General features: G+C 45.5%; 21 protein-coding genes. 13 read left to right on the top strand and 8 right to left on the bottom strand.

Annotated elements, in window-relative coordinates:
- Positions 1–108: 108 nt before the first annotated feature.
- Complete coding sequence (locus R3D00_26905; protein ID MEZ4776834.1) at positions 109–555, top strand: hypothetical protein; 447 nt, start codon at positions 109–111, stop codon at positions 553–555.
- Positions 556–786: 231 nt separating this feature from the next.
- Positions 787–1,971, top strand: a complete 1,185-nt coding sequence (locus R3D00_26910; GenBank protein MEZ4776835.1) for a hypothetical protein — start codon at positions 787–789, stop codon at positions 1,969–1,971.
- A gap of 1 nt (position 1,972) precedes the next feature.
- On the opposite strand, the gene R3D00_26915 is transcribed toward R3D00_26910, so the two are convergent.
- Entirely contained in the window at positions 1,973–3,199 is a 1,227-nt protein-coding gene (locus R3D00_26915) for a T9SS type A sorting domain-containing protein (protein ID MEZ4776836.1), read from the bottom strand.
- A gap of 100 nt (positions 3,200–3,299) precedes the next feature.
- Between R3D00_26915 and ygiD the strand changes: the two genes are divergently transcribed.
- Entirely contained in the window at positions 3,300–4,175 is an 876-nt protein-coding gene (gene ygiD / locus R3D00_26920; protein ID MEZ4776837.1) for a 4,5-DOPA dioxygenase extradiol, read from the top strand.
- On the opposite strand, the gene R3D00_26925 is transcribed toward ygiD, so the two are convergent.
- The 4 genes from R3D00_26925 to R3D00_26940 form a co-directional block, all read right to left on the bottom strand.
- The gene (locus tag R3D00_26925) at positions 4,150–5,775 is read right to left on the bottom strand and encodes a YbaK/EbsC family protein (protein ID MEZ4776838.1); all 1,626 of its coding nucleotides are present in this window, start codon (positions 5,773–5,775) and stop codon (positions 4,150–4,152) included. The genes ygiD and R3D00_26925 overlap by 26 nt on opposite strands.
- Positions 5,776–6,030: 255 nt before the next feature.
- On the bottom strand, positions 6,031–6,621 hold the full coding sequence (locus R3D00_26930; protein MEZ4776839.1) for a hypothetical protein: 591 nt from the start codon (positions 6,619–6,621) through the stop codon (positions 6,031–6,033).
- A gap of 137 nt (positions 6,622–6,758) precedes the next feature.
- A complete protein-coding gene (locus tag R3D00_26935; protein ID MEZ4776840.1) occupies positions 6,759–7,418 on the bottom strand; it encodes a hypothetical protein in 660 nt (219 codons plus the stop codon).
- Positions 7,419–7,567: 149 nt separating this feature from the next.
- Entirely contained in the window at positions 7,568–8,167 is a 600-nt protein-coding gene (locus R3D00_26940; protein ID MEZ4776841.1) for a hypothetical protein, read from the bottom strand.
- A 471-nt stretch (positions 8,168–8,638) separates the two neighbouring features.
- On the opposite strand from R3D00_26940, the gene R3D00_26945 reads away from it, so the two are divergent.
- Positions 8,639–9,481 (top strand): polysaccharide deacetylase family protein, encoded by an 843-nt coding sequence (locus R3D00_26945; protein MEZ4776842.1) that lies wholly within the window; start codon positions 8,639–8,641, stop codon positions 9,479–9,481.
- Positions 9,482–9,825: 344 nt separating this feature from the next.
- Here R3D00_26945 and R3D00_26950 read toward each other — a convergent pair whose 3' ends face one another.
- The 3 genes from R3D00_26950 to R3D00_26960 form a co-directional block, all read right to left on the bottom strand.
- On the bottom strand, positions 9,826–10,302 hold the full coding sequence (locus tag R3D00_26950) for a hypothetical protein (protein MEZ4776843.1): 477 nt from the start codon (positions 10,300–10,302) through the stop codon (positions 9,826–9,828).
- Positions 10,303–10,311: 9 nt separating this feature from the next.
- The gene (locus R3D00_26955; protein ID MEZ4776844.1) at positions 10,312–11,052 is read right to left on the bottom strand and encodes a LytTR family DNA-binding domain-containing protein; all 741 of its coding nucleotides are present in this window, start codon (positions 11,050–11,052) and stop codon (positions 10,312–10,314) included.
- A gap of 101 nt (positions 11,053–11,153) precedes the next feature.
- Positions 11,154–13,187 (bottom strand): tetratricopeptide repeat protein, encoded by a 2,034-nt coding sequence (locus R3D00_26960; protein ID MEZ4776845.1) that lies wholly within the window; start codon positions 13,185–13,187, stop codon positions 11,154–11,156.
- A 228-nt stretch (positions 13,188–13,415) separates the two neighbouring features.
- Here R3D00_26960 and R3D00_26965 point away from each other — a divergent pair, with 228 nt between their 5' ends.
- The 9 genes from R3D00_26965 (at position 13,416) to R3D00_27005 (ending at position 22,269) form a co-directional block, all read left to right on the top strand.
- Positions 13,416–14,618 (top strand): VWA domain-containing protein, encoded by a 1,203-nt coding sequence (locus R3D00_26965; GenBank protein MEZ4776846.1) that lies wholly within the window; start codon positions 13,416–13,418, stop codon positions 14,616–14,618.
- A 125-nt stretch (positions 14,619–14,743) separates the two neighbouring features.
- Positions 14,744–16,294, top strand: coding sequence for a hypothetical protein (locus R3D00_26970; GenBank protein ID MEZ4776847.1), 1,551 nt, complete (start codon positions 14,744–14,746; stop codon positions 16,292–16,294).
- Between the two features lie 9 nt (positions 16,295–16,303).
- On the top strand, positions 16,304–17,194 hold the full coding sequence (locus R3D00_26975) for a carbohydrate kinase family protein (GenBank protein ID MEZ4776848.1): 891 nt from the start codon (positions 16,304–16,306) through the stop codon (positions 17,192–17,194).
- 43 nt (positions 17,195–17,237) lie between these two features.
- Positions 17,238–18,170, top strand: a complete 933-nt coding sequence (locus R3D00_26980; protein ID MEZ4776849.1) for a pseudouridine-5'-phosphate glycosidase — start codon at positions 17,238–17,240, stop codon at positions 18,168–18,170.
- A 17-nt stretch (positions 18,171–18,187) separates the two neighbouring features.
- Positions 18,188–18,478, top strand: a complete 291-nt coding sequence (locus tag R3D00_26985; protein ID MEZ4776850.1) for a Dabb family protein — start codon at positions 18,188–18,190, stop codon at positions 18,476–18,478.
- Between the two features lie 24 nt (positions 18,479–18,502).
- Entirely contained in the window at positions 18,503–19,093 is a 591-nt protein-coding gene (locus R3D00_26990; protein ID MEZ4776851.1) for an alpha-ketoglutarate-dependent dioxygenase AlkB, read from the top strand.
- Positions 19,094–19,132: 39 nt separating this feature from the next.
- A complete protein-coding gene (locus R3D00_26995; protein ID MEZ4776852.1) occupies positions 19,133–19,825 on the top strand; it encodes an NUDIX domain-containing protein in 693 nt (230 codons plus the stop codon).
- Between the two features lie 75 nt (positions 19,826–19,900).
- Positions 19,901–21,577: a ribulokinase gene (locus R3D00_27000; protein MEZ4776853.1), complete on the top strand. Its 1,677-nt coding sequence runs from the start codon at positions 19,901–19,903 to the stop codon at positions 21,575–21,577.
- Positions 21,574–22,269, top strand: coding sequence for an L-ribulose-5-phosphate 4-epimerase (locus R3D00_27005; GenBank protein MEZ4776854.1), 696 nt, complete (start codon positions 21,574–21,576; stop codon positions 22,267–22,269). The genes R3D00_27000 and R3D00_27005 overlap by 4 nt, the downstream gene beginning before the upstream one ends.
- The last annotated feature ends 19 nt before the right edge of the window (positions 22,270–22,288 follow it).

Genomic DNA, 22,288 nt, shown 5'->3' on the forward strand with positions numbered 1-22,288 from the left:
AGTTTCGGGGACTTCAAATATACGTGGGGAAGGTCAATATGAAAAATAATCGGGAATACTCGTTAGTAGAAAATTTTTACGCTATTTTTGCGAAAAAGTGTATCACTTATGGCAATTAAACAATTTAGCAATCTTACTGAACAGGAATCTGCTCTACTTACCAACGCCCCCGCACTGATTACAGTACTTATCGCAGGGGCGGACAATGATATATCCAAAAAGGAAACAGACTGGGCCGGCAAACTGGTACATTACCGGACTTTTACTTCTGAGCCAAAACTTCAAAATTACTATGAAGCGGTGAAAGAGGGATTTGAATCTTCACTTGACGCACTGATTGACGGATGGAATGAGAATAGTGAGGCCCTTATAACCGGAGAGCTTGCCGGGGTGAATAGCATTTTACCTAAAATAGACCCTGAATATGCAACCCTGCTGAAAGAAAGCTGGCGGAGTCTCGCTCAAAAGGTTGCGGAAGCATCTGGTGGTTTGCTGGGTTTTGGCAGCGTAGATGAAGCGGAAAAAAGGCTGGTAAGTCTGCCGATGATTAAATAATACAAATGGTGCCAGACTTATCTATCACAGGGAACAGAAACCTCTCAGGATAGATAAGTCTATGCTTTCCTTTTCAAACAGGATTTAAATCCGTTAAACCGAACATACTGCTGATTCCGGAATATTTAACCGAAATAATTTCGGAGGAATTCTTACTTTGGCTGAATGAATGGGGTTTCCCTGACATTTTCCCTGGTTCTTATAATTTTTTGGCTAGTATATCGGTCTGTTATGACACTAAACCCACGACGAGCATTTATTGCCCTTGTTTCTCTGGTTTCTGTTTTTTCCCTGAACGCGCAGAATGATGGTGCTTTTTCCTCATTTGAAGACATCATCAACCACTATCTCGTTGACCACAATTTATCTCCTGACAACCTTTTTCGCCTGGCTACCTACACGGAGATGAAAGGCGAATATTCCGACCAATACAAGGCCATCACCCTTGATTTCGGGAGTTTGGGTTCGCTGGCAATTTATGAGAAAAATTACCTTCTCCGCACACATCCCAATCATGTGTACCACCTCGACCGGGAAAATGAACCCGGCCCGCAGGCGGAAATCATGAATAAAAACCTTTCAGGTCTTTTTGAAAAAATTATTCTCCTCAGCAACCATGGCGCAGAGGACCAACTGGTACGGTTTGTCGATGAAAATCTCAGCCGAAAAAATATCGAGCCTTTTGATAAAGTATTCCTCCGGCATATTCTGCTTCGTTACGGAAAATTTAACCCAGAACTTCGGCAGGTCGAATTTCATACTGACTGGCTACCGGGAAATACCTATGAATATCAAGGGCCCAATGATGCACAGACCGTAAGGAAACCCATCGAACCGATGAAAATCAAACTGGATGAGGAGATCGTCCGTGGTTATTATCTCTGGTCTGGCGGAACGGTTTATGTTGAAAATGTAGCACGCGATGTTAAGTACGCTACCGGAGAAGAATATGCCTATAATGTGGCGGCATTTAAGCTGTTTGTTCAGAAACTGTTTGTACAGACGACTCAGTTTGTGGTGGACAATGAAAAACAACGTTTGCAGGAACTGGAAAACCAAAGTCCCGTCATAGCGGATGTAGTTACCAAACGAGAAGTTCGGCCCATGGTCGCGATGGCGCCCTCTCCCTCAGAACAAATGCGCACCCGCAGCATTTCACCGGAGACAGCAGAAAGCAGAAATGTAGCGGGTTATGTGAGACCTGGTGCTCCCGCTGCTCCCCTAAACCCCGTAGCTCCCCTTTACAGCGAACTGAGCTGGATTCCGATGATGCTGGGAATTTTACGGGCAAATGGCGTCAATATCGGAGAAAAAGATCTGATCAAATATTTTATCAATCAGCCCTATTTTCCCAAACTTTACGAACAACTGACTCGGGAAGAGCGGGAGCGGGTAGACAGGTACAACGATAAATAGGTTAGCGCTGAATCTGTATTTTCCGGGAAAAATACATTTCTCCCAAACGGATACTTAACAGATAATACCCTTCTGTATAACCCGTCAGGTCTATCGTTTCTCCTGAAGTCCATGGCTTGCTGAAAAGCTTTTGCCCCAGAGAAGTAAACATGGTGATTTCGACTTCTTGCCCGGGCAAATGGTCCAAAGACAAAAACAATTGTCCGGAAGTGGGATTTGGGTATATTTTAATGTCCAAACCATTCCCCCACAAATCCTCAACAGGTGTGCGGTATCCACTCCGGAGTCTGGCGAGATTTATATAGCCGGGTACAGAAACCGGTGTCGAGAAAGTATCATTTTGCAGATAAGATACCTCTACGACAGGTATGCCAAAGTCAATATTCATCGTAAATAAAGACTCGGTAAGTTCGTCCCAGGCAACGGCAAACATATTCAGGGTATCATTGGTCAGAAAAGTGTCTTGTACAAAATCATAGTATCCCAGAAACCAACCCATATATATTTTCTGATCGGCAGGGACAGGATTGAAGTAAGAGGAACCAAATATACCCATCGCAACAAACCGGACGGAGTCCACCAACGTATCGATTTCCACAACCGTTACCCTGGGCAGGGCCGTAGCCCAGTCAAAATTGGCGTAAATTTTTCCGTTTGCCTGATAGATATAACTATAAATTCCTGCTGCCACAGGGACAGGCGTGTTGTGAAAATACGGGATTGCAGATTTTGTCTGCAAATCAATCACCTGAATACTGTCTCCATAGGTGATAAAGGCTTTATTTCCCGCGACCAGCAAGTCGATAGCATAAGGCCGCATAACCGGTGTGTCAACCACAAAATCCAGCGAAAAGTCTGACCGGTACACCCGCAAATACGGCACAGAGTCGTGCATCGTAACCAGGCGGTCATTCCATATTTCCACGCGGCTACCAAATATACCCGGCAGACTGTCGGTTTTCTGCCCGGTAGCAAGATCATAACGGTACAGATTCTTTCCGATGGAGAGAAGACTGCTTCCCTCGATTTCGAAATCTCTCACGTTTACCGAGTCCAGTTTGTAGTAGGTTGCTTCGGGATAATTGATATACCCCAGTTCGCCATCCGACTCAAGAAGGTTTTGGGCAGTATGAATGAATAATTGCCCCTGAGGCGCTTGTGAAAAAACAGGAAAGCATAAGAAAATCAGTCCTGCCACACAGATTGAAGATAGTATTAGATTTTTCATACTTTTAGGACGTAACAAAATGTAAAAATGATGCTTTTGCCAAATGCGGCGTTGAACTTATTTGAAAAATCAACGTTTAAACATTAATTTTATCGTCGAAATGAAACGACGTGTTGTATTACCATCAATTGCAGCGATTTTGGCTGCGCCCTGGACGATGAATCTTTCAGATTTAAAAAATATTACTGATGGCTTTGCTCCCGGCCCCAGGATGCCGGTGATTTTTGTGGGTCATGGTTCTCCGATGAATGCACTGGAAGATAATGCATTTACCCGCGGATGGAAAGAGGTTGCGAAGAAGCTGCCTGTACCCAAAGCCATTCTTTGTGTATCTGCCCATTGGCTGACTCAGGGAACGAAGGTAACGGCTATGGCGGCTCCGCCTACGATTCACGACTTTGGCGGGTTTCCGCAGGAATTGTTTGATGTGCAGTACCCGGCGCCCGGCTCTCCCGAATTTGCGCTCGAAGCACAAAAACTCGCCACCAAAACCCATATCGAACTTGACCATAAATGGGGGCTCGATCACGGCACATGGTCAGTGCTGAAGGTGATGTATCCGGAAGCCCGGATACCCGTTTTTCAGCTCAGTCTGGACTATTACCAGCCGGGCATGTATCACTACGAACTGGCCCGCGAGCTGAAATCCCTTCGCGAAAAAGGTGTACTGATCGTCGGCAGCGGCAATATCGTGCACAACCTCCGGATGATCAATTTCCGCAATCCCAATCAGTCATTTGACTGGGCAGCAGAGTTTGATGCCAAATCCAAACAATTGATAGAAACCCGCGACATCAAAGCGCTGGCCGACTACCAGAAGTTGGGGCAGGCAGCGGCATTGTCCATTCCGACACCTGATCATTATTTTCCTTTGATTTATGCTTTGGGCGTCACGGAGGAGAAAGAAGAAATCCATTTCTTCAACGAACATCTGGTAATGGGCTCGATTTCTATGCGTTCGCTGGTGGTGGGGTGAGGAGTTCCTCTATTTTTACAATTTTCTTTTCCGCCGCCCCTCTTTTTTTTACTTCTACTCCGCCCTCTTCCAATGCGCGCTTTGATACGGTAATTCTCAAAGGAAATCCCTGCAAATCGGCATCAGTAAACTTCACGCCCGGGCCGGCGACTTTTTTGTGCCTGTCGTCAAACAATACCGACTTGCCTGCGGCTTGTAGTTTTTCATACAGTTTGGCTGCTTCTTCTGTCGTCTCATCCGAATCTTCCAGCGATATCAGTGTTATATCAAATGGCGCCAGTTCGTCCGGCCATTCCAATCCATTCTCATCGCGGTAAATTTCCGACAAAACAGCGAGGATCATTTCGAGATCCCATTGAAAATACCCTAATTGAAAAGGTTCCGGCTTTCCCTGTTCGCTCATAAAAGACGAATGTAAAACGTCTGAATACCAGGTCCCCGGGACTATCTTTTTCCCTAATTCTATCCCCCAACGCTCTTCCAGCGGGGTTCCGTTTGGGCCGGGCAGACCAGCGGAAGCCAGCACAATATCCGCCACAATATCTGCCGTATAATCTCTGCCATAGCAAACGTTTTGTATGTGATAATCTTTCTCATTGGCGCCGGCAACCAGATTGGCCGTTTGTGGGATTTCGTCATCAGCGATGACAATCACATTTTCCCTGCGAATACCCACCGGAGAGGCGAAGCCGGGAACACAGCCCACCGCAGCAATTTCCGCTTCCGTCGCAGGACGGAGAGAAACCGCACCAGTATGATTTCGGACAGCCATTTCATTTACTTCCCGGTCGCCGCGTATGACGGCAATGATAAGTTGTGGTTGTTTTTTGCGGATAACTTTTCCAGTAAAAAATACCACTTTGGCGGTTTTCGATCCTGGTATTTTCAGGAAATCGGCCAGTTCCTGAATGCTGGCCGTAGCGGGTGTATATACTTTTTCTGCCGGCAGGAAAACCTCAGCCGGAGGAACTGGTTTACTGACAGGCATTACCGTATTTTCCGCAGGGTAATAATCACTTGATTCTATCAAATAGCGGGTCTTTCCGAAGTTATATGGCGATAGAATCCCAACCGCTTTACCACCAGAAATACCGGGCTGTGCATGGATTCCAATATAGGGGATCATCCAGTTGTTTAAGATTTCGGCAAACTGGAGATGAAGTTTTGACATGATCTCAGACAACTCTGCCTGAGAAGCAGCGACTGCCCATACATCCAGCATACTTCCGGAGCCAGAGGTTGAGGCGGGCCGTATCTGCCAGGCGATTTTGGGGAGTTGGCGGTAGGAAGTGATTTCGCCGGTGATGTAGTGCGTAAACAGCGCCATAACATCCTGAGGCAACACGTCACTGATGCCGGACTTCGACCAAAAATCTTCCGGCGGAAGGACAGGTAACTGTATTTGCGTTGCACCAGCAAGGTTAAGTATTTTCGCAAAACCAGCAGCGATTTTATCCACTACTTTTTGTCCCAGGGTGAGCAATATCGTCGTGTCAGCCAAAGGCTTTCGTATATAGCCTGCCCGCAGCAAAAAAGTCATTCCGGGCGTGTGCCCTTCCACCTGGCGAAGCGTGGAGCCGATAAGTTGAGATACTTTCATGGGGGGAAATTACAAAGAATCCGCGCCAAACCACAGCACGTTTACCCACTACCAGGCCTCCTACGCCTCCTGAAAGGCACTGCCCTGACACCTCGACTCAACCCAATTCCCCTGGCGCCTTAAACTACCGAAGGTGGAGCCTTGCCAGAGCTTGTGTCGGAGGCAACAACATCGTTTTCATGCTGGGCGCTGTGTGGGGCAGGAAAACTTGGTTGTTAGGGGTAGCCTTTTTTATTGTCCAAATAGTTTCGCCCTTTAAGTTTTATTTGAATTGTATTTTTCAATTTGTTTCTGTTCTATATTTTCAAGTCTTTGTAACAATTCATAATTTGTAGTTACAAGTAAATTGTCCATTTGAGAGTAATATTCGTCTTCATTGTCTTTAAGTTCAGAAGCTGTTATAAAAATTGATTTTCCATTTTCTATTTTAATCTCAAATGTTTGAGGATATTTTGAAGTCAAAGTTCCTGCCCACAAAATTTTAAAGTCAACGATTTTTTGTCCTATCAAAGGTTGCCACTTACTGTCAGAAGAAACATCCCATTTTTGTTCATAGTCATTTGTTGTTGCTGTTAAGTCAATTTGTTTTGATAGAAGTCCGTAACAAACAAATGTGTTGTCCCAAAAAACATAAATCGTTTTGTCGTCTGTCTTGAAGTAAATAGAATGGTCAAGAGTGTCAATATCAGAAAATTTTGTTTTGTAATATGGCTCAGGATTAATATTGTTCCCTTCTTCGTCAGCAAAGTATTTTAGTTCTCCATAAATGATACCACGAATTATCTGTCCAACGAACATTTGTCGGCAGTCATTTTCATATGTGATATGTTTGTCTGTTAGTGTCATTTTAAGGTTGCCCATAACGTTTGGCCGCTTTGCGAAGGCGGGGATTTTTACCACTAAACTTCATTAGATGCACAAAGTTTGAATTCAGCACTGAACCGCCACTTTTGGGTAGGTGCTGTTATGCGGTCGGCTTTCTTTCATTTTTTCGTCCATATTTGTCCACCTTTAGTTTCGTATCCAATCAACCCTTCGTCAACTGTCCAATATGCTTTGCTAATATTTAAGGAGTCTGTTACTCTTTCTGGATATGAATGTTCTGCAACGAAATAGTTAGTCCACTTTTTGTCGTTAAGTGCCAAGGTGTCCTTGAGCATTGAATTTAATGATAAACTCGAATGAAAGTCTTTAAATGTAATTCCGCTACCAACTTCCTTTTCAAGTGGAAATTTAGTTGTTGAAAATAGAGTTTGATAGTTTATAGACTTTTTCACTTCTCCGTCATCAAAATGCTCTTCTGTCGTCCCGTGCCACCTGTCAATTGGTAAATGTTTAATTGCTATTGATTTCGAGTTTGCTGGTCTTGGGTTCATAAAAAGTCCCTTGCCACAAGCGGATTTCGGGTCAGTATTTGTCCGAGTAATTTCGATTATTTCTATTGTGTCTATGTCGCCAAATTGATTTTCAAAATAGATAATGTCACCCACATTATATGCGTCAAAGAAACTTAATTCATATTCATTAAATAAAAAGTCTTTGTCGTCATATTTAAACTGGCAACAACCTGTCATAAATAATAAAATTGTCAATATTTCAAAAGTCTGTTTCAATGTGTCTGTAGTCTTTTTAAGCTGCCGCATAACGTTATCAGTATAGGCGAGGTGGCGAAATCTGAGCCAACAAGCTATCCATCACTACAAATTTAATTGGAAGCAGACACTTTCCCAAACTACAATATAGCCATCTTGCCTATACCGGGTTATGGGCTGGTTGCTATAAATTATTACCTTTACCAAATCATATCAATTACAGCGCAAAATTCCCACTTTATATGTGGTTGCACTGATAAACCAATTTTAGTATATTCTTTATTCAAACAATTTATTCTATGTCCTAAACTAGGAACATTATGGTCAATCAATAATTGCATGACTATGTCTTTTCCTGTATGCATACCATATGAACAGCACTCAGCGTAATTTCCTTTTTTGCAGGTTATTCTTGTATGTCCAGTAGTACCCGCCTCTCCTTGTTCTTTTGCAAAACATTTGGCATTATTATACGCTTCAACATCAAAATAGAGAGCATTAATAGATTTCATAGTATTTAATAAATCAATCAATGATTTGCGGTATTTGGAATTTTTTAAGTAATCCCCTTTTTTTTCAGGTCCATAATAGTTTAGAAGTTCATTATTTAAAAATTCTTTTGGATAAAGTCTGCAAAGATTAATATACATCACGCATTCTTTTTCGACTTTTGTTAAATATTCAATATCTTTTGCTGTATTTGCTTCTAAAATTTGAGCATTTGTCCAATTTTGAGCATTAACCAATGAAAATTTGATTAAAAAAATTATTGCACCTGAAATTGTTATAATTTTTTTCATCTTTTTATTTCCTATTAATTAGGTTTTTTCGTTTCACCTTGTTTATTAAAAGATGTTCTTTTTTACAATATGCCTAAATGTTGACATATCATTATCATCGTCAAAGTTTGTTTATTTCATTATCTTATAAATTTCATTAAACTGTACTCGGTACTTAACTTGCCCATAACATCCATATATACGCCACCCATTGCGTTTATTTCCTTATTGACTCTTACGAATATCCCCCCTTTTCTCCATATTTAAAAGTATCTGGCAGAGATATATCCAGGCTTTCCAATGTTGAGACTGGCTTGTATTGGCTGGGAATATCTGTGCTGAGTTCAGTCCGTTGGAAGTACCTTACACCGTTTAAAGAACAGACTCAGGATTTACAATGCCCCACCAGTTAGTCCTCCCGTTAGTATTTAGCATTTGGCATTCCTTGTTTGGCATTTTTTTATATATTCCCGTCTACAAACACCTACTACTATGCCAACATTCGCCCGCCTTTTCTTCGCAATATCATGCCTGGTTTTTCTCGCAGCCTGTATGCAAAAACCGCAACCTGAAACTCAGGCACCCGTAGCTGCTTTCAAACCCGTCAATATTTCCTGGCCGGAAGGGAAAAAAGCTGCTATCAGTCTTACCTTTGACGATGCGCGCCTCAGTCAGATCGACCGGGGGCTCGATTTCTTTGAGACAAATGGTGTCAAAGCCACTTTTTATCTCTCTACTTTTTCGATGGACAAACGCCCCGATGGCTGGAAAAAAGCTGTGGCACAAGGACATGAAATCGGCAACCATTCGCTGACTCATCCCTGCTCCGGCAACTTTGTCTGGTCGAGGGAAAAAGCGCTTGAAAATTTTGATCTGGAAAAAATGCAGTTCGAATTGGATGAGTCCAACCGGTTGATTTATGACCTGCTAGGCGTAATGCCCGAATCTTTTGCCTATCCCTGCGGACAGAAGTTTATTGGCCGCGGCGAACAGACACAAAGTTATATTCCCCTGATTGCCCGTACATTTACTTCGGGGAGAGGATTTAAAGACGAAACGGGCAACGATCCTTCATTTTGCGATCCGGCGCAACTTACGGGCGTGGATATGGACGAACATGATTTTGAGGAAATCCTTCCCTACATAACAAGTGCAACGGAATCCGGCCAATGGCTTGTCTTTGCGGGCCATGAGATTGGGGATTCCGGCGCACAAACCACAAGAGTAGCCATGCTAGAACGCCTCATCGCCTACGCCCAAAACCCCGAAAACGGTATCTGGCTGGCGCCGGTAAAGGAGATCAACACATATATTGCCAGGCAACGAAGTAATTAATCTCCGATCAGCATCTCGAAGGTTCACGCAGAGTACGCCAAGGAATCGCATCTGCACGGGCAGACGCAAAGGCATCTGCGTTAATCCGCGTGGTACTCTGCCTAATCTGCGTTCAAAAGCTGGGAGATGATCTTAGATCAACATCTCGATGGTTCACGCAGAGGACGCAAAGGAATCGCAAAGGAACGCAAAGGGTGATGTAGTCTCTGCGTTACTTCCTGTCTGCCTTAGCAGATGCGTGGTACTCTGCGTTACTCCGCGTTCAAAAGCAGGGGGTGATCTTCGATCAACATCTCGATGGTTCACGCAGAGTACGCAAAGGAATCGCAAAGGGTGCTAATCTCTCAGCTCAGTTCGTTTGCTTCGGACTGGCTCAGGTCAAGGTCATTGATAATGCGGTCAAGGTTGGGCGAAAACAACACAAACAAAGCGACAATCGGGAAAAGGTATGCCAGGTACAGATTATTTCCCGTCAGAAGATAGCCTGCAAGACAGATAAATCCACCGGCATCCCACATAGCAAGTCGAAGAAGGGTAGCCGTGCGATAAGTAGTAAGTTTTACCTGGAGGTATTTGGTTTGCGGAGCGCGGCCAAGGAAAAGCGGAAGAGCAAAATAGCCAGCCACTGCAAGGAGTAGCGAAGCCGAAGGAACGAGAATGGAAAACAGTCCGTTTAATTCTTCAGAAGCGATAGGCGCTGTCTGGTTGATAAAGAAGGCAACACCGCAGAAAATCACCAGTCCGGAGATAATGGCGATAGACAATAAGCTGAGTTGTCTGACAAAACCCTGCGGTTGTGCGGGAGGAAGATTGGAAGCCATATCAGATTGTTAAAAATGATTCAGTAAGTCCTGCTTTTTTTGGGGCGAAACCTCGACCACGTCTCCGTTGGTAAGCGTAACCTGGCCGCCTTTGCCCTTTTTGTAGCCGGTAATATACTCAACATTCACCAAATGGCTTTTATGTACTCTGACAAATCCCAGGTCGGAGAGAATATTATCGTAAAATTTCAGCGTACGGCAGATCATTTTCTTTGCGCCATTGGTGAGGAAAAAGTCGGTAAAATTTCCATTCGCCTGACAGCGAACAATATCTCTCACCTGAATGACTTCAAACCCATCGAGTACCGGCAATACGACCTTCTGTTGTTGTTGGTTGAGGTTTTTGATATTGTCGATGAGAATTTTGGTGTGGAATGCGTGGTCATTTTTTGACTTATTGTCCCTCACTTTCTCTACTGCGGCAATCAGTTCGTCTATATCAATAGGTTTGAGAATGTAATAAGACGCACTGAAGTTAAGTGCCTTGACTGCGTAATGGCTGTAAGCCGTAACGAATATCGTTTCAAAGGTAATATGCTCCACCTGCTCCAGCAGGTCAAAGGCATTGCCATAAGGCATTTCCACATCCAAAAAGACAATATCCGGCTGATGCTCGCGAATCGCAGCCAGCCCGGTTTTGACCGATTCCGCCTGAGCAAGGAGCGTTACATCAGGGCAGTATTTGCCCAGATAACTGGCGAGCGTCTCCCTGCTGGCAAGCTCGTCTTCAACAATTATAGCACTCAACATAAATTAATCTTTAGCTTTTGGCTGTTGGCTGTTGGCTGTTGGCTGTTGGCTGTTGGCTGTTGGCTTTTGGCTTTTGGCTGTTGGCTTTTGGCTGTTGGCAATTAAACATTATTAACCGGTATTTTGATTTCCACAAATGTACCTTTACATTCTCCGTCTTTGATTACATCTTCTATTTTTACCGTTATTTCTTTACGGTAGAGGGTATTGATAATTTTCAGTCGCTCGGCAGTATTCTTCAGGCCTGTAGATTGATGGGTTTTCTGGTTTTTGGTTTTCAGTTCCTGGGACTTTTTCCTGCCGATACCGTCATCCTCCACTTCTGCTACCAGATAATTTTCCACCTGCTTTAGTTCTACCCGCAGAAACCCCTTTTCATCTTTGTACCGCAGCCCGTGCCAGATGGCATTTTCGATATAGGGCTGAATGAGCATCGGGGGAATATCTATGCTGTCTCTGCCAATCGCAGGATCGACCGTAAAGGTGTAGTCAAATTTATCTTTAAACCGAAAATGCTCCAAAGTGAGGTACAGTTCCAGTATCTGTATTTCGGCGGAGAGTGGGACAAAATCCTGCTGCGAATTTTCCATCACCGATCGCATCAGCCGCGAAAAGTCGGCGAGATATTTATTGGCAGAGCGGTCATCGTTTTTGGCGATAAAGCTATTGACAGAGTTGAGAGAATTGAAGATAAAATGGGGGTTCATCTGTGCCCGGAGCGACTTGAGGGTAAGGAGAAGATTGGCTTTTCGCCGGGCGTTATAACTTCGCATCACAAAAAATCCGGAGATCAGCACAAGCAGCAACCCTGCCACCAGCGAATAGCTGATAATCTGCTGGCGGTGAAGATTGGCCTCACGCGCTTCGCGCTCTTTTTCGAGGACGCGGAGTTTCTCCTCTATCAGTTCCTGGTCTTTGACCAGGGTTGCGATCCGCGTATCGCGGCGGTTGAGTTCCTCGCTTACAGCAAGGGTGTTTTGAAGAAAAGCCATTTTCTCCTGCTGTACGGAGTCTGTAATCGCACGGGATGCCTTCAGATTGGTCAGCGCATTTTCGTAATCTCCAATCTTCTCATACGCCAGGGAAAGTGCTTCATACGCTTCGCCCTGGTCGGAAAGTGCGCCGAGGTCTTCACTCAGGTCCACACTTCGCTTCAGATATGGTATCGCCACATTGGACTGGTTTTTATCGAGATAGATTTTGCCAATCTTCAGGTTTGACTCGTTTAACCCCTCAATATCTTTGGCTTCCTCCCGGGTTGCCAGGGCTTTCTGCTGCACCTGCAACTCCTGTTCGGGCTGGTTGCGGTTGCGGTAAAAATCGCTGATATTGTCCAGGGACTGTGATAAGGATTTTTTATCGCCGGTAGAAGTAGCCAGCGTTTCTGCTTTTCGGTAGTAAAACAGGGCACTGTCCCCGTATCCTTTCTGGTCGTAGGTCTGACCGATATTATTCCACGTTTCGGTAATTCCCTGCTGATTTTTTCGCTGTTCTTCGAGCCGCAACACAATCAGATAGCGGTTTTTGGCGGTTTCGTACCTGCCCGTATTGTAGTAAATCCGGGCGATATTGTTCTGGGTCGCAATCATGTCTTCCAGATTTCCCGCCTGCTCTGCTTTGCTCAGAAATACAGAATAATACTCCAGCGCCTTTTCATTGTTTCCTTTTGCATCGTAAGCTGAACTGAGAAATTTGTACGAGTTGTAAAGCCCGGAGGCATCGCCCAGCTTCTGGAAAATATCGACAGCTTTCAGATAGTTTTCAATCGAGAGGTCGTACCGGTTGAGTTGGTAATTGATGGCGCCAAGTGTGTTGTAGCTATAAGCTTCACTTCGTCTGTTATCAGTAGAATAGCTGTAAGCCAGCGCCTGCTCAATCAGATCCAAGGACTTTCCGGGCGAATCGGGCAATACTTTGTTGGCAGCATTGATAAGGTCAAATATTTCGTCTGAAGTTACTGCAACGGTCTTACTCCTTTTGACATAAGGGATAGTGGAATTTTGTATTAATGCATCATCCGCTACGGATTCGGCCTTTTTTGTTTTGGAGGGAATTTTTTTATCGTCCTGCCCCAAAGCATATTGCCACCCTCCGGAGAGGATAAAAACCAGGATCAGTATGTGGATGCTTTTCATTATAAGGGTGAATACGCAGCGAACATAAAAAGGATTAGGGAGAAAAAGAAATCACATTTTGCGAATTACACACTGAAAACCAGCAATTTAGCTTTCCCACAACCCGGTTCTCACATCCCCCCGGCATTTTCACACAGTCAACCGGTTGTTTCACGTATTGCTGGTTTTTTCCACATTTTTTTCATCATAGTTTTGGTCAAATCCTTTTACAGCCAACAATTATCTGTTATGAAAAAGATCATTCTCCCACTATCCTTCCTGCCTTTTATCCTGGCCATTGCTTTTGCTGTCAAAACCTACGGCGCCAAACTTTTATCTATTACTCCATACCAAAATGAAACGCCTGCCATCAACCCCGAAAGGCCGCTTCTTCTCAAAGAAACAGCCCTTAGTGACAAGAAAATCCAGGTTGCCCTTCTGCTTGATATCAGCGGGAGTATGGATGGATTGATCGAACAGGCCAAAGCCAAATTATGGCGAATAGTAAACGAACTCGGTGACGCACGCATTGGCGGCGAAACGCCCGGCCTGCAAATTGCCTTGTATATCTATGGCGGCGACCACCTGAATGCTGAAAACGGATACGTAAAACAAGTAACACCCCTTACCAGCGATTTGGACCTGATTTCGGAAAAATTATTTGAACTGACCACCAATGGCGGAGAAGAATATTGCGGCAAGGTCATAGCGACTTCTCTCGACCAGCTTTTGTGGAGCAATTCTTCCGAGGACCTGAAAATGATTTTTATCGCCGGGAATGAGCCTTTTACACAGGGGCCCGTCAACTTCCGTGAATCCTGCCGTAAAGCTGTGGCAAAAGATATTTATGTAAACACCATCTTCTGCGGCAACTATGCTGAAGGGGTCAATACACAATGGAAAGAAGGGGCAGAAATTGGTCTCGGCCAGTATATGTACATCGACCACAACCAGACGGTAACCTATATCGCCACGCCCTATGACGACGAGATTTCCCATCTCAATGACCAACTCAACCAAACTTACATATATTACGGTGCACAGGGCCAGCAGATGTCTGTCAGGCAGCAGGCAGAAGACGAAAAAGCCAATTCCTACAGCCAGTCCAATAAGGTAACCCGCGCCATTTCCAAAAGCAAGAAAGTCTATTCCAATGAAAGCTGGGACCTCGTCGATGCTTCCAAAGATGACGAATTCAGCGTCGAAAAAATAGAAAAAAGCACATTGCCGGAAGAATATAAAAATCTCTCCAACGAAGATATTCTCGCCAAAGTGGAGGAAAAAAACAAGGAGCGGTCAGCCATTCAGGAAAAAATCCTCAGCCTTGAAAAAGAGCGCAAAACCTTTATCGCAGAAAAACAAAAAGAGGGCGCTGAAGAAAAAACACTCGACGCAGTACTAGTCAAAACCGTCCGCGAGCAGGCCAGCAAAAAGAATTATAAGTTTGAATAGCCCATCCGCAGATTGAAAGATATTACGTGTAAACTTAACTGGCCCCCTCTTCAGTTTATGACAACTGTTCAGGGGGTTTTTCTTGTAAATTTTAGTAACTTGATCACCACGTCCAATCATTGAGTATGAAAAAAATTGCAGCCATAGTCCCGATATGGATGGTTTGTTTTTTACTAACAACCCTCCACGCCCAACCCATCAAAACTCAGTCTGTTTCTGTATTTAAAAACGGAACAGCTTTTTTTGTAAAATCAGGCGAAGTAAAGCCCGTCAACCAGACCTGGATTATCGAGCAGGATCATATTCCTCAGGCTTTGTTTGGCACCTTATGGTTTCAGGGAGGAAATCTCACCTCCGTCACAGGAGCACAGGAGGAAGTAGAAACGAAACGCAAAACCGTCCATGTACATGAAGTAATGGAAGCCAATATCGGGAAGCAGGTGCGAATTACAACAAAAGATAATCTCAACTACGAAGGTAAAATCCTATCGGCCAACCTCACATTCGTTTCCCTTCAAACTACCAGCCGTTATGAAAATATACTGACATCACTGATTTCAGGGTTTTCCTTTGTCGAAGCCCCCGAAATGCAGACTGTGGAGAAAAAACAACAGCAGCGAATTCGAATCGGCTTTGGCAACACACAGCCCACACAAAACCTGCAAATGATGTATCTGGAAAAAGGCATCGGCTGGTTTCCCAATTACCTGATCGAACTCACCGGAGAAAAAACCGCCCGGCTCACCATGCGGGCAGAAATCATCAATGATGCAGAGGACATTACAAACGCGGAAGTCAATGTAGTAGTAGGGGTACCCAATTTTTCCATAAGCGCAGGTGTGAGCCCATTGGTAAGCAACCGGTCGCTGGAAGAGTTTATCAACAACCTGAATCAGAGGAATAATAACTGGCGGGCGATGCCCTATTCCAACGCTATGATGAATCAGTCGATCAGCTATTCGTTTGAGCAGCCTTCAGATATCGAAGAGACCACCCCCAACGTGGAAGGTTCGGAGCAGGAAGACCTATATTTTTACACACTGAAAGACGTAACACTCGCCAAAGGCGGCAGAGCTTTTTATCAGATTCAGCAGACAGATATTCCGGTAGAGCATATATATGAGGTAAATCTCCCCCCCAACGTGGAGCAAAGAAACTATTACGACCTACCCGTCGCTCAGGAAAAAAACGAAGTACTGCACCAGATTAAGATCACCAATCCGGGCAAACAACCTTTTACGACGGGTACTGCAATGGTCGTAAAGAAAACGGGCGAAACCATCAGCCCCATCAGCCAGGATCAGCTCAATTACACACCGGCAGGAGGATTTTCTATGGTAAAAATCACCACTGCACCAGATGTGAAAGTAGCCCATAAAGAAGAAGAAACCGGTCGGGAGGAAAACAAACTTCGAAAAAACAGGATCAACTATGATCTGATCACTGTTTCGGGGGAAATCACGATAAAAAACTACAAATCAAAACCTATTGCGATCAATATCCGGAGAGCGATTGCAGGAGAACTCAAAAATTCTAACTCAGACTGGTTGAAGGCCAAAAGAGTCAGCATGAATCAGCAGGTCAATGAAGTTACAGATGTCTGCTGGGAGCTTTCGCTAAAAGCCGGAGAAGAAAAAGTAGTGAAATACAGTTATCAGGTATATGTAACCAATTAATCATCGTCTATGGCACATATCACCGTTATTGGTGGCATTATCATGGATATCAAGGCGCACCCCAAAAGCCTTTTGCGCCTGTACAGCTCCAATCCGGCGAGAATGACTTATAGCCCTGGCGGAGTCGGGCGAAATATTGCAGAAAATCTATCAAGGCTAGGTGCTCCGGTAGTATTAATGGGCATGGTAGGAGATGACTCGATGGGTGAAAAGCTATTGACCGCAACCCAGGTAGCAGGCGTAAATACAGAATGGGTGCGTAAGGAGAAAAATGCCACCACCAGCGTGGATATCAATTTCATGGACAATGGCGGTGATTTATACCTGTCTTATACGGATATGGACATCGCATCAAAAATTGACATCAGATATCTTCAATCCTGTACAGCGGTCATGGCAGAAAGCACCTATCTGGTAGCAGATACAAATATCCCGATCGAATCGCTTCAATATCTGGTGAGTTTTTCCAAAAGCCACAATATCCCCCTGATTATCGACCCCGTCTCTTACGAGATGACCGAAAAAGTAGCGAGGCTTAGTGGCGATATTTTCCTGATCACGCCCAACCAGGCGGAATGGGAGATTTTCAGAGATCTCAACGGCACACCCCATATACAGGAAGTGGTGGTCACTGCCGGTGCAGATGGGGTCAGATGGTTTTCAGGTGATCTGGAAGCGGGGCAGTCTTACCCGGCATTTCCGGCGAGGGTAGAGGACGCATTGGGTGCCGGGGACGCATTGGTTTCAGGGTTGGTGTATGGGTTGTTTATGGGAAAAACCTTGTACGAGGCGATCCACTGGGGAATGGCGGCGGCCACCCTTACCCTTGAGACGACAGAAACGGTCAATAAAGAGATATCCAGCGAAGCCATTCAACAGGTTTTGCGTGAACGAGGCTGAATAAATTTTTCCATATGCCTGAAAATACGTTGATTTGCGGCATATGAAACAATCGGACATTCCATACCTGCCTTCTGAAGAAGTCGCCGATGCACTGGCAGAAAACCGCCCGGTAGTCGCGCTGGAATCCACGATTATTTCCCATGGTATGCCCTACCCGCAAAATCTCGAAACCGCAAACAAAGTGGAAACCATTGTGCGGGAATCGGGCGCTGTACCTGCTACGATTGCGCTGATCAAAGGAAAAATATGTGTGGGGTTACCGGAAAATGATCTGCATTTTCTGGCCGAATCCAAAGAAATGCATAAAGCAAGCCGGCGAGATATGGCTTACATTATAAGCCAGGGCAAAAGCGCTGCCACAACCGTAGCAGCGACCATGATCTGCGCCGATATTGCCGGTATCCGTATGTTTGCCACCGGCGGAATAGGCGGTGTGCACAGAGGCGCTCAACAAAGTTTTGACATTTCCGCAGACCTGCAGGAACTTGCCCGTACGCGCGTAGCCGTTGTTTCTGCCGGTGTCAAATCCATTCTCGATATACCGCTCACCCTGGAATACCTTGAGACAATGGGAGTCCCTGTCGTAGGTCTGGGCACGAATGATTTTCCGGCATTTTATACCCGGTCGAGTGGCAGTCAGGCGCCCTTCCGGCTGGATACTGCGGAGGAAATTGCGAAGATGATTTTTGCCCAACAACAGCTGGGGCTGGGCGGAGGTTTTCTGATTGCCAACCCGGTTCCGGAAGCTTATTCGATGGATAAAAAAACCATTGACCAGGCAATCGAAACGGCACTGGCAGCGGCAGATCGCGAAGGGATAAGTGGCAAGGCCGTTACGCCTTACCTATTGGCAAAAATTAAAGAAATTACACAAGGAAAAAGCCTTTTCTCCAATATACAGCTTGTGTATAATAATGCCCGGGTAGCATCGGAAATCGCCTGCTGCCTTGCGGCAATGAATCTCAAAAATTGAACACTAAAATACCGACTATGTTTATCCACCACGTTTTTTTCTGGCTCGAAGAAGGTGCTGACAAAGAAGCCCTCCGCGAAGGACTTGAAAGCCTCGAAGAAGTTGATGAAATCTACTCCATCCATATAGGAGATGCCGTACCTTCTCCCAGAGAGGTTGTGGATGATTCATTCGACCTTTCTCTCATGATCATGTTTGAAACGAAAGAAGATCATGATATTTACCAGGATCACCCGGTTCACCTTCAGTTTGTGGAAGAATGTTCACAACTCTGGAAGCGGGTGGTTGTATACGATGCAGAAGACTGACCAGGTAAATAAAATTTCAGGAAAATGGATTCACCTGAAATTCTGTTAAAAGACGGACATCTCTGGTATGATCCTCACTTTTTCCCCACAGGAGAAAGCGATACCTTATTGGCAGAATTACAGGAAGACATTGCCTGGAGGCAGGAATCTGTTACGATATTCGGACGAAAAATTCCTCAGCCGAGGCTGACGGCCTGGTACGGAGATCCGGGGAAGGTGTACTCCTACTCCGGACTTACCTGGAATCCTCTGCCGTGGACACCGGCTCTGCTGAAAATCAAAACAAAGATTGAATCCGTTTCCCGGGGAGCTTCTTTCAACAGCGTATTACTCAACCTCTACCGCAACGGGCAGGACAGTATGGGCTGGCATAGCGATGACGAGCCTGAACTGGGAAAAAATCCGGTCATCGCCTCTGTTAGTTTTGGCGAGTCGAGAAACTTCCAACTCAGGCACCGGCTTCATAAAAAAGAAGAACGACATTCGATTGTGTTGGCCCATGGAAGCCTGTTGATTATGTTGGGAGAAACACAACATTTCTGGCAACATCAGGTTCCCAAAACGGCAAAAACCATTAATCCAAGGGTAAACCTCACTTTTCGCTGGATTTTATAACAGGTATTTATAACTTGTAACAGGGTATTTTACCGTACTATGAGTAACCATTACAAAAATATTGACAGGCACCTCGTCGCAGTCGATAATATCATATTCGGTTTTGATGGCTCAGGGCTTATGCTGCTTGTTGTCAAACGACTAATCGAACCCTGCAAAGGAGAGTGGTCACTCATGGGAGGGTTTGTAAGGGCAAACGAAAGCCTCGACGAAGCGGCAGCCCGTGTCGTCAGGTACACTACCGGACTGGCAGATGTCTTCATGGAGCAATTTTATACTTATGGAGAGGTCGCCAGAGACACAGAAGCCCGAACAATTTCTACCGCTTATTATACCCTGATTCGTGTCGAACAGTATGACGAAGCATTGGGGCAAAGCCACGGTGCAAAGTGGTTTCCCATTGACAAATTTCCGTCGCTGATTTTTGACCACAACCGCATGGTGGAGGATGCTTTACAGGTTCTGGCAGAAAAAACCCGCAATCAACCCGTTGGATTTGAATTATTACCCGAAAAATTTACCATTCCTCAGTTAAGAGCGCTATACGAAGCGATCAATGGAAAATATTTGGACCCGGGCAATTTCAGCAAGAAGCTTCACAGTATGAAACTACTCACCCGGTTGGACGAAAAAGACAAGTCCCAATCCAAAAAAGGAGCCTATTATTATCGGTTTGATAAGGTTCGATATGAAGAACTTCAAAAAGAAGGGCTATTATTTGAACTGAAGTAGAAAAAATTCTGGGCAGAATGTTTGTATATAATAATTGTAGTCAATACATTTATCTAACTGACTACAACTCGCCTCATGGAAAATGCCTTACTGATTGGAATCGACTTTGGTACAGACTCTGCTCGGGCAGCAATCATTCATGCAGCCGACGGCAAAGAGGTTGCCAGCGCAGTACATACATATCCCCGTTGGAAAACCGGGAAATATTGCCATCCTGCAACCAACCAGTTTCGCCAGCATCCGCTTGATTATATAGAGGCCCTTCAGGCTTGCGTCACGGAGGCGCTGGCGAAGTCCCCCACGGGCTCGGCCTCGCGGGTAAAAGCGATTGCGGTAGATACCACCGGCTCGACCCCTGTCGCGGTTAACGCCGCCGGTGTACCACTCGCACTTACTGCCCCCTTCGAAGAAGACCCTCATGCGATGTTTATCCTTTGGAAAGACCATACTGCTATCCGGGAAGCCGCAGAGATCAATGAACTATGTGCCCGCTGGGAGACTGATTATGCCCAATATGCTGGCGGTATTTATTCTTCCGAATGGTTTTGGGCCAAAATCCTCCATACGCTGAGAGTTTCTCCCCAGATACGCAATGCAGCCTACTCTTGGGTTGAACACTGCGACTGGATTCCCTTTCTGCTTTGTGGAGGCACAAATATCCACGATATGAAGCGAAGCCGCTGTGCGGCAGGACATAAAGCGCTATGGCATGAAGATTTTGGCGGACTTCCGCCCAATGACTTTTTTGTGGCACTGGATCCGCTCCTCGACGGGCTTACCGACCGGTTATTCTCCCAAACTTATACCTCTGATATTCCCGCGGGTACACTTTCTGCGGAATGGGCGGCCAGGCTCGGCCTTTCCAGCGACGTGATCGTCAGTACAGGCGCATTTGATGCACATATGGGCGCTGTCGGTGGCACGCTCGAGCCCTACTTTCTGAGCAAAGTCATGGGAACCTCCACCTGCGACATTCTCGTTGCACCTATGGACGAAGTAGGCCAGACACTTGTGAAGGGCATTTGCGGGCAGGTTGATGGTTCTGTGATTCCGGGTATGCTGGGTCTTGAGGCCGGACAATCTGCTTTCGGTGATGTATATGCCTGGTTTAAACATATCCTGGGTTGGACCGTGGAGTCGGTTATTGGCAAAAGTGCTCTGCTCAGCGAAGAGCTCAAAGCAAAATTGATTGAAGAATCTCTCGACCGTATCATTCCCGAACTTACGAAGGCAGCCGAAGCCACAGATCCCGAAGTTTCCGGAATTATTGCGCTCGACTGGATGAATGGCAGACGCACCCCTGATGCCAATCAGGCTTTGACAGGGGCTATTTTGGGGTTAAACCTGGGCAGTGACGCACCGGCGATATTTCGCGCGCTGGTAGAAGCGACCTGCTTTGGCGCAAGGAAAATCGTAGAACGATTTATCGCCGAAGGGATTCCGATAAAAGGTGTCATTGGGCTGGGAGGCGTAGCGAAAAAATCGCCCTTTGTGATGCAGGTAATGGCCGATGTACTCAATCGCCCGATAAAAATTGCCGCATCAGAACAAACCTGCGCACTGGGAGCGGCGATGTTTGCCGCCACGGCAGCAGGAATCTACCCCAATGTCCCCGCGGCTATGAAAGCCATGAGTGCAGGCTTTGACGCTGAATATTTGCCCAACCCCCTCATGGTTGAAAAATACAATCAGCTCTACCAACGATACGATGAAGCGGGAGCAATGATAGAAAAAATGACACTTAAGCCATGAGTTATCAGGACATAAAAGAAGCCGCTTACGAGGGCAACATGTCTCTGCCCAAACTGGGCCTGGTAATGTTTACCTTCGGCAATGTAAGTGCCGTGGACAGAGATAAAGGTGTTTTTGCCATCAAACCCAGCGGTGTGCCTTACGAAGAGCTCTCGCCAGCGGATATGGTTGTGGTAGATTTTGAGTCGAAGATTGTCGATGGGAAAAAACGTCCTTCTTCCGATACCAAAACACATGCAGTACTGTATCAACATTGGCCGGAAATCGGTAGTATTGTACATACCCACTCCACCTATGCCACAGCCTGGGCGCAGACTCAGACCGATATTCCAATATTTGGGACTACTCATGCAGACCATCTGGCTTGTGACGTCCCCTGCGCACCGGTGATGAACGATGCCCAGATAGAAGGAGATTATGAATATATGACGGGCTTCCAGATTCTGGATATTTTCAAGGAAAAACAGCTCTCCTGTGAAGAAGTGGAAATGGTACTGGTAGCCTGTCACGCCCCCTTTACATGGGGAAAAACTGTCAGTAAAGCTGTATATAACAGCGCGGTGCTTGAAGAAATCGCGCGCATGGCCTGGCTTACCCGGCAGATTCGCCCGGATTCACCCCGGTTAAAAAATTCATTGATCAAAAAACACTACGATCGCAAACACGGGAAAAATGCTTATTATGGGCAATAAAATCAACTATCTACTACTA

Source organism: Bacteroidia bacterium, assembly GCA_041391665.1.
In the GTDB taxonomy this organism is placed as follows: domain Bacteria; phylum Bacteroidota; class Bacteroidia; order J057; family J057; genus JAGQVA01.

Excerpts from the sequence above, each read along its gene's own strand:
- R3D00_26905 (MEZ4776834.1), top strand. The coding sequence starts at position 109 with ATGGCAATTAAACAATTTAGCAATCTTACTGAACAGGAATCTGCTCTA.
- R3D00_26910 (MEZ4776835.1), top strand. The coding sequence starts at position 787 with ATGACACTAAACCCACGACGAGCATTTATTGCCCTTGTTTCTCTGGTT.
- R3D00_26915 (MEZ4776836.1), bottom strand. The coding sequence starts at position 3,199 with ATGAAAAATCTAATACTATCTTCAATCTGTGTGGCAGGACTGATTTTC.
- ygiD (MEZ4776837.1), top strand. The coding sequence starts at position 3,300 with ATGAAACGACGTGTTGTATTACCATCAATTGCAGCGATTTTGGCTGCG.
- R3D00_26925 (MEZ4776838.1), bottom strand. The coding sequence starts at position 5,775 with ATGAAAGTATCTCAACTTATCGGCTCCACGCTTCGCCAGGTGGAAGGG.
- R3D00_26930 (MEZ4776839.1), bottom strand. The coding sequence starts at position 6,621 with ATGACACTAACAGACAAACATATCACATATGAAAATGACTGCCGACAA.
- R3D00_26935 (MEZ4776840.1), bottom strand. The coding sequence starts at position 7,418 with ATGCGGCAGCTTAAAAAGACTACAGACACATTGAAACAGACTTTTGAA.
- R3D00_26940 (MEZ4776841.1), bottom strand. The coding sequence starts at position 8,167 with ATGAAAAAAATTATAACAATTTCAGGTGCAATAATTTTTTTAATCAAA.
- R3D00_26945 (MEZ4776842.1), top strand. The coding sequence starts at position 8,639 with ATGCCAACATTCGCCCGCCTTTTCTTCGCAATATCATGCCTGGTTTTT.
- R3D00_26950 (MEZ4776843.1), bottom strand. The coding sequence starts at position 10,302 with ATGGCTTCCAATCTTCCTCCCGCACAACCGCAGGGTTTTGTCAGACAA.
- R3D00_26955 (MEZ4776844.1), bottom strand. The coding sequence starts at position 11,052 with ATGTTGAGTGCTATAATTGTTGAAGACGAGCTTGCCAGCAGGGAGACG.
- R3D00_26960 (MEZ4776845.1), bottom strand. The coding sequence starts at position 13,187 with ATGAAAAGCATCCACATACTGATCCTGGTTTTTATCCTCTCCGGAGGG.
- R3D00_26965 (MEZ4776846.1), top strand. The coding sequence starts at position 13,416 with ATGAAAAAGATCATTCTCCCACTATCCTTCCTGCCTTTTATCCTGGCC.
- R3D00_26970 (MEZ4776847.1), top strand. The coding sequence starts at position 14,744 with ATGAAAAAAATTGCAGCCATAGTCCCGATATGGATGGTTTGTTTTTTA.
- R3D00_26975 (MEZ4776848.1), top strand. The coding sequence starts at position 16,304 with ATGGCACATATCACCGTTATTGGTGGCATTATCATGGATATCAAGGCG.
- R3D00_26980 (MEZ4776849.1), top strand. The coding sequence starts at position 17,238 with ATGAAACAATCGGACATTCCATACCTGCCTTCTGAAGAAGTCGCCGAT.
- R3D00_26985 (MEZ4776850.1), top strand. The coding sequence starts at position 18,188 with ATGTTTATCCACCACGTTTTTTTCTGGCTCGAAGAAGGTGCTGACAAA.
- R3D00_26990 (MEZ4776851.1), top strand. The coding sequence starts at position 18,503 with ATGGATTCACCTGAAATTCTGTTAAAAGACGGACATCTCTGGTATGAT.
- R3D00_26995 (MEZ4776852.1), top strand. The coding sequence starts at position 19,133 with ATGAGTAACCATTACAAAAATATTGACAGGCACCTCGTCGCAGTCGAT.
- R3D00_27000 (MEZ4776853.1), top strand. The coding sequence starts at position 19,901 with ATGGAAAATGCCTTACTGATTGGAATCGACTTTGGTACAGACTCTGCT.
- R3D00_27005 (MEZ4776854.1), top strand. The coding sequence starts at position 21,574 with ATGAGTTATCAGGACATAAAAGAAGCCGCTTACGAGGGCAACATGTCT.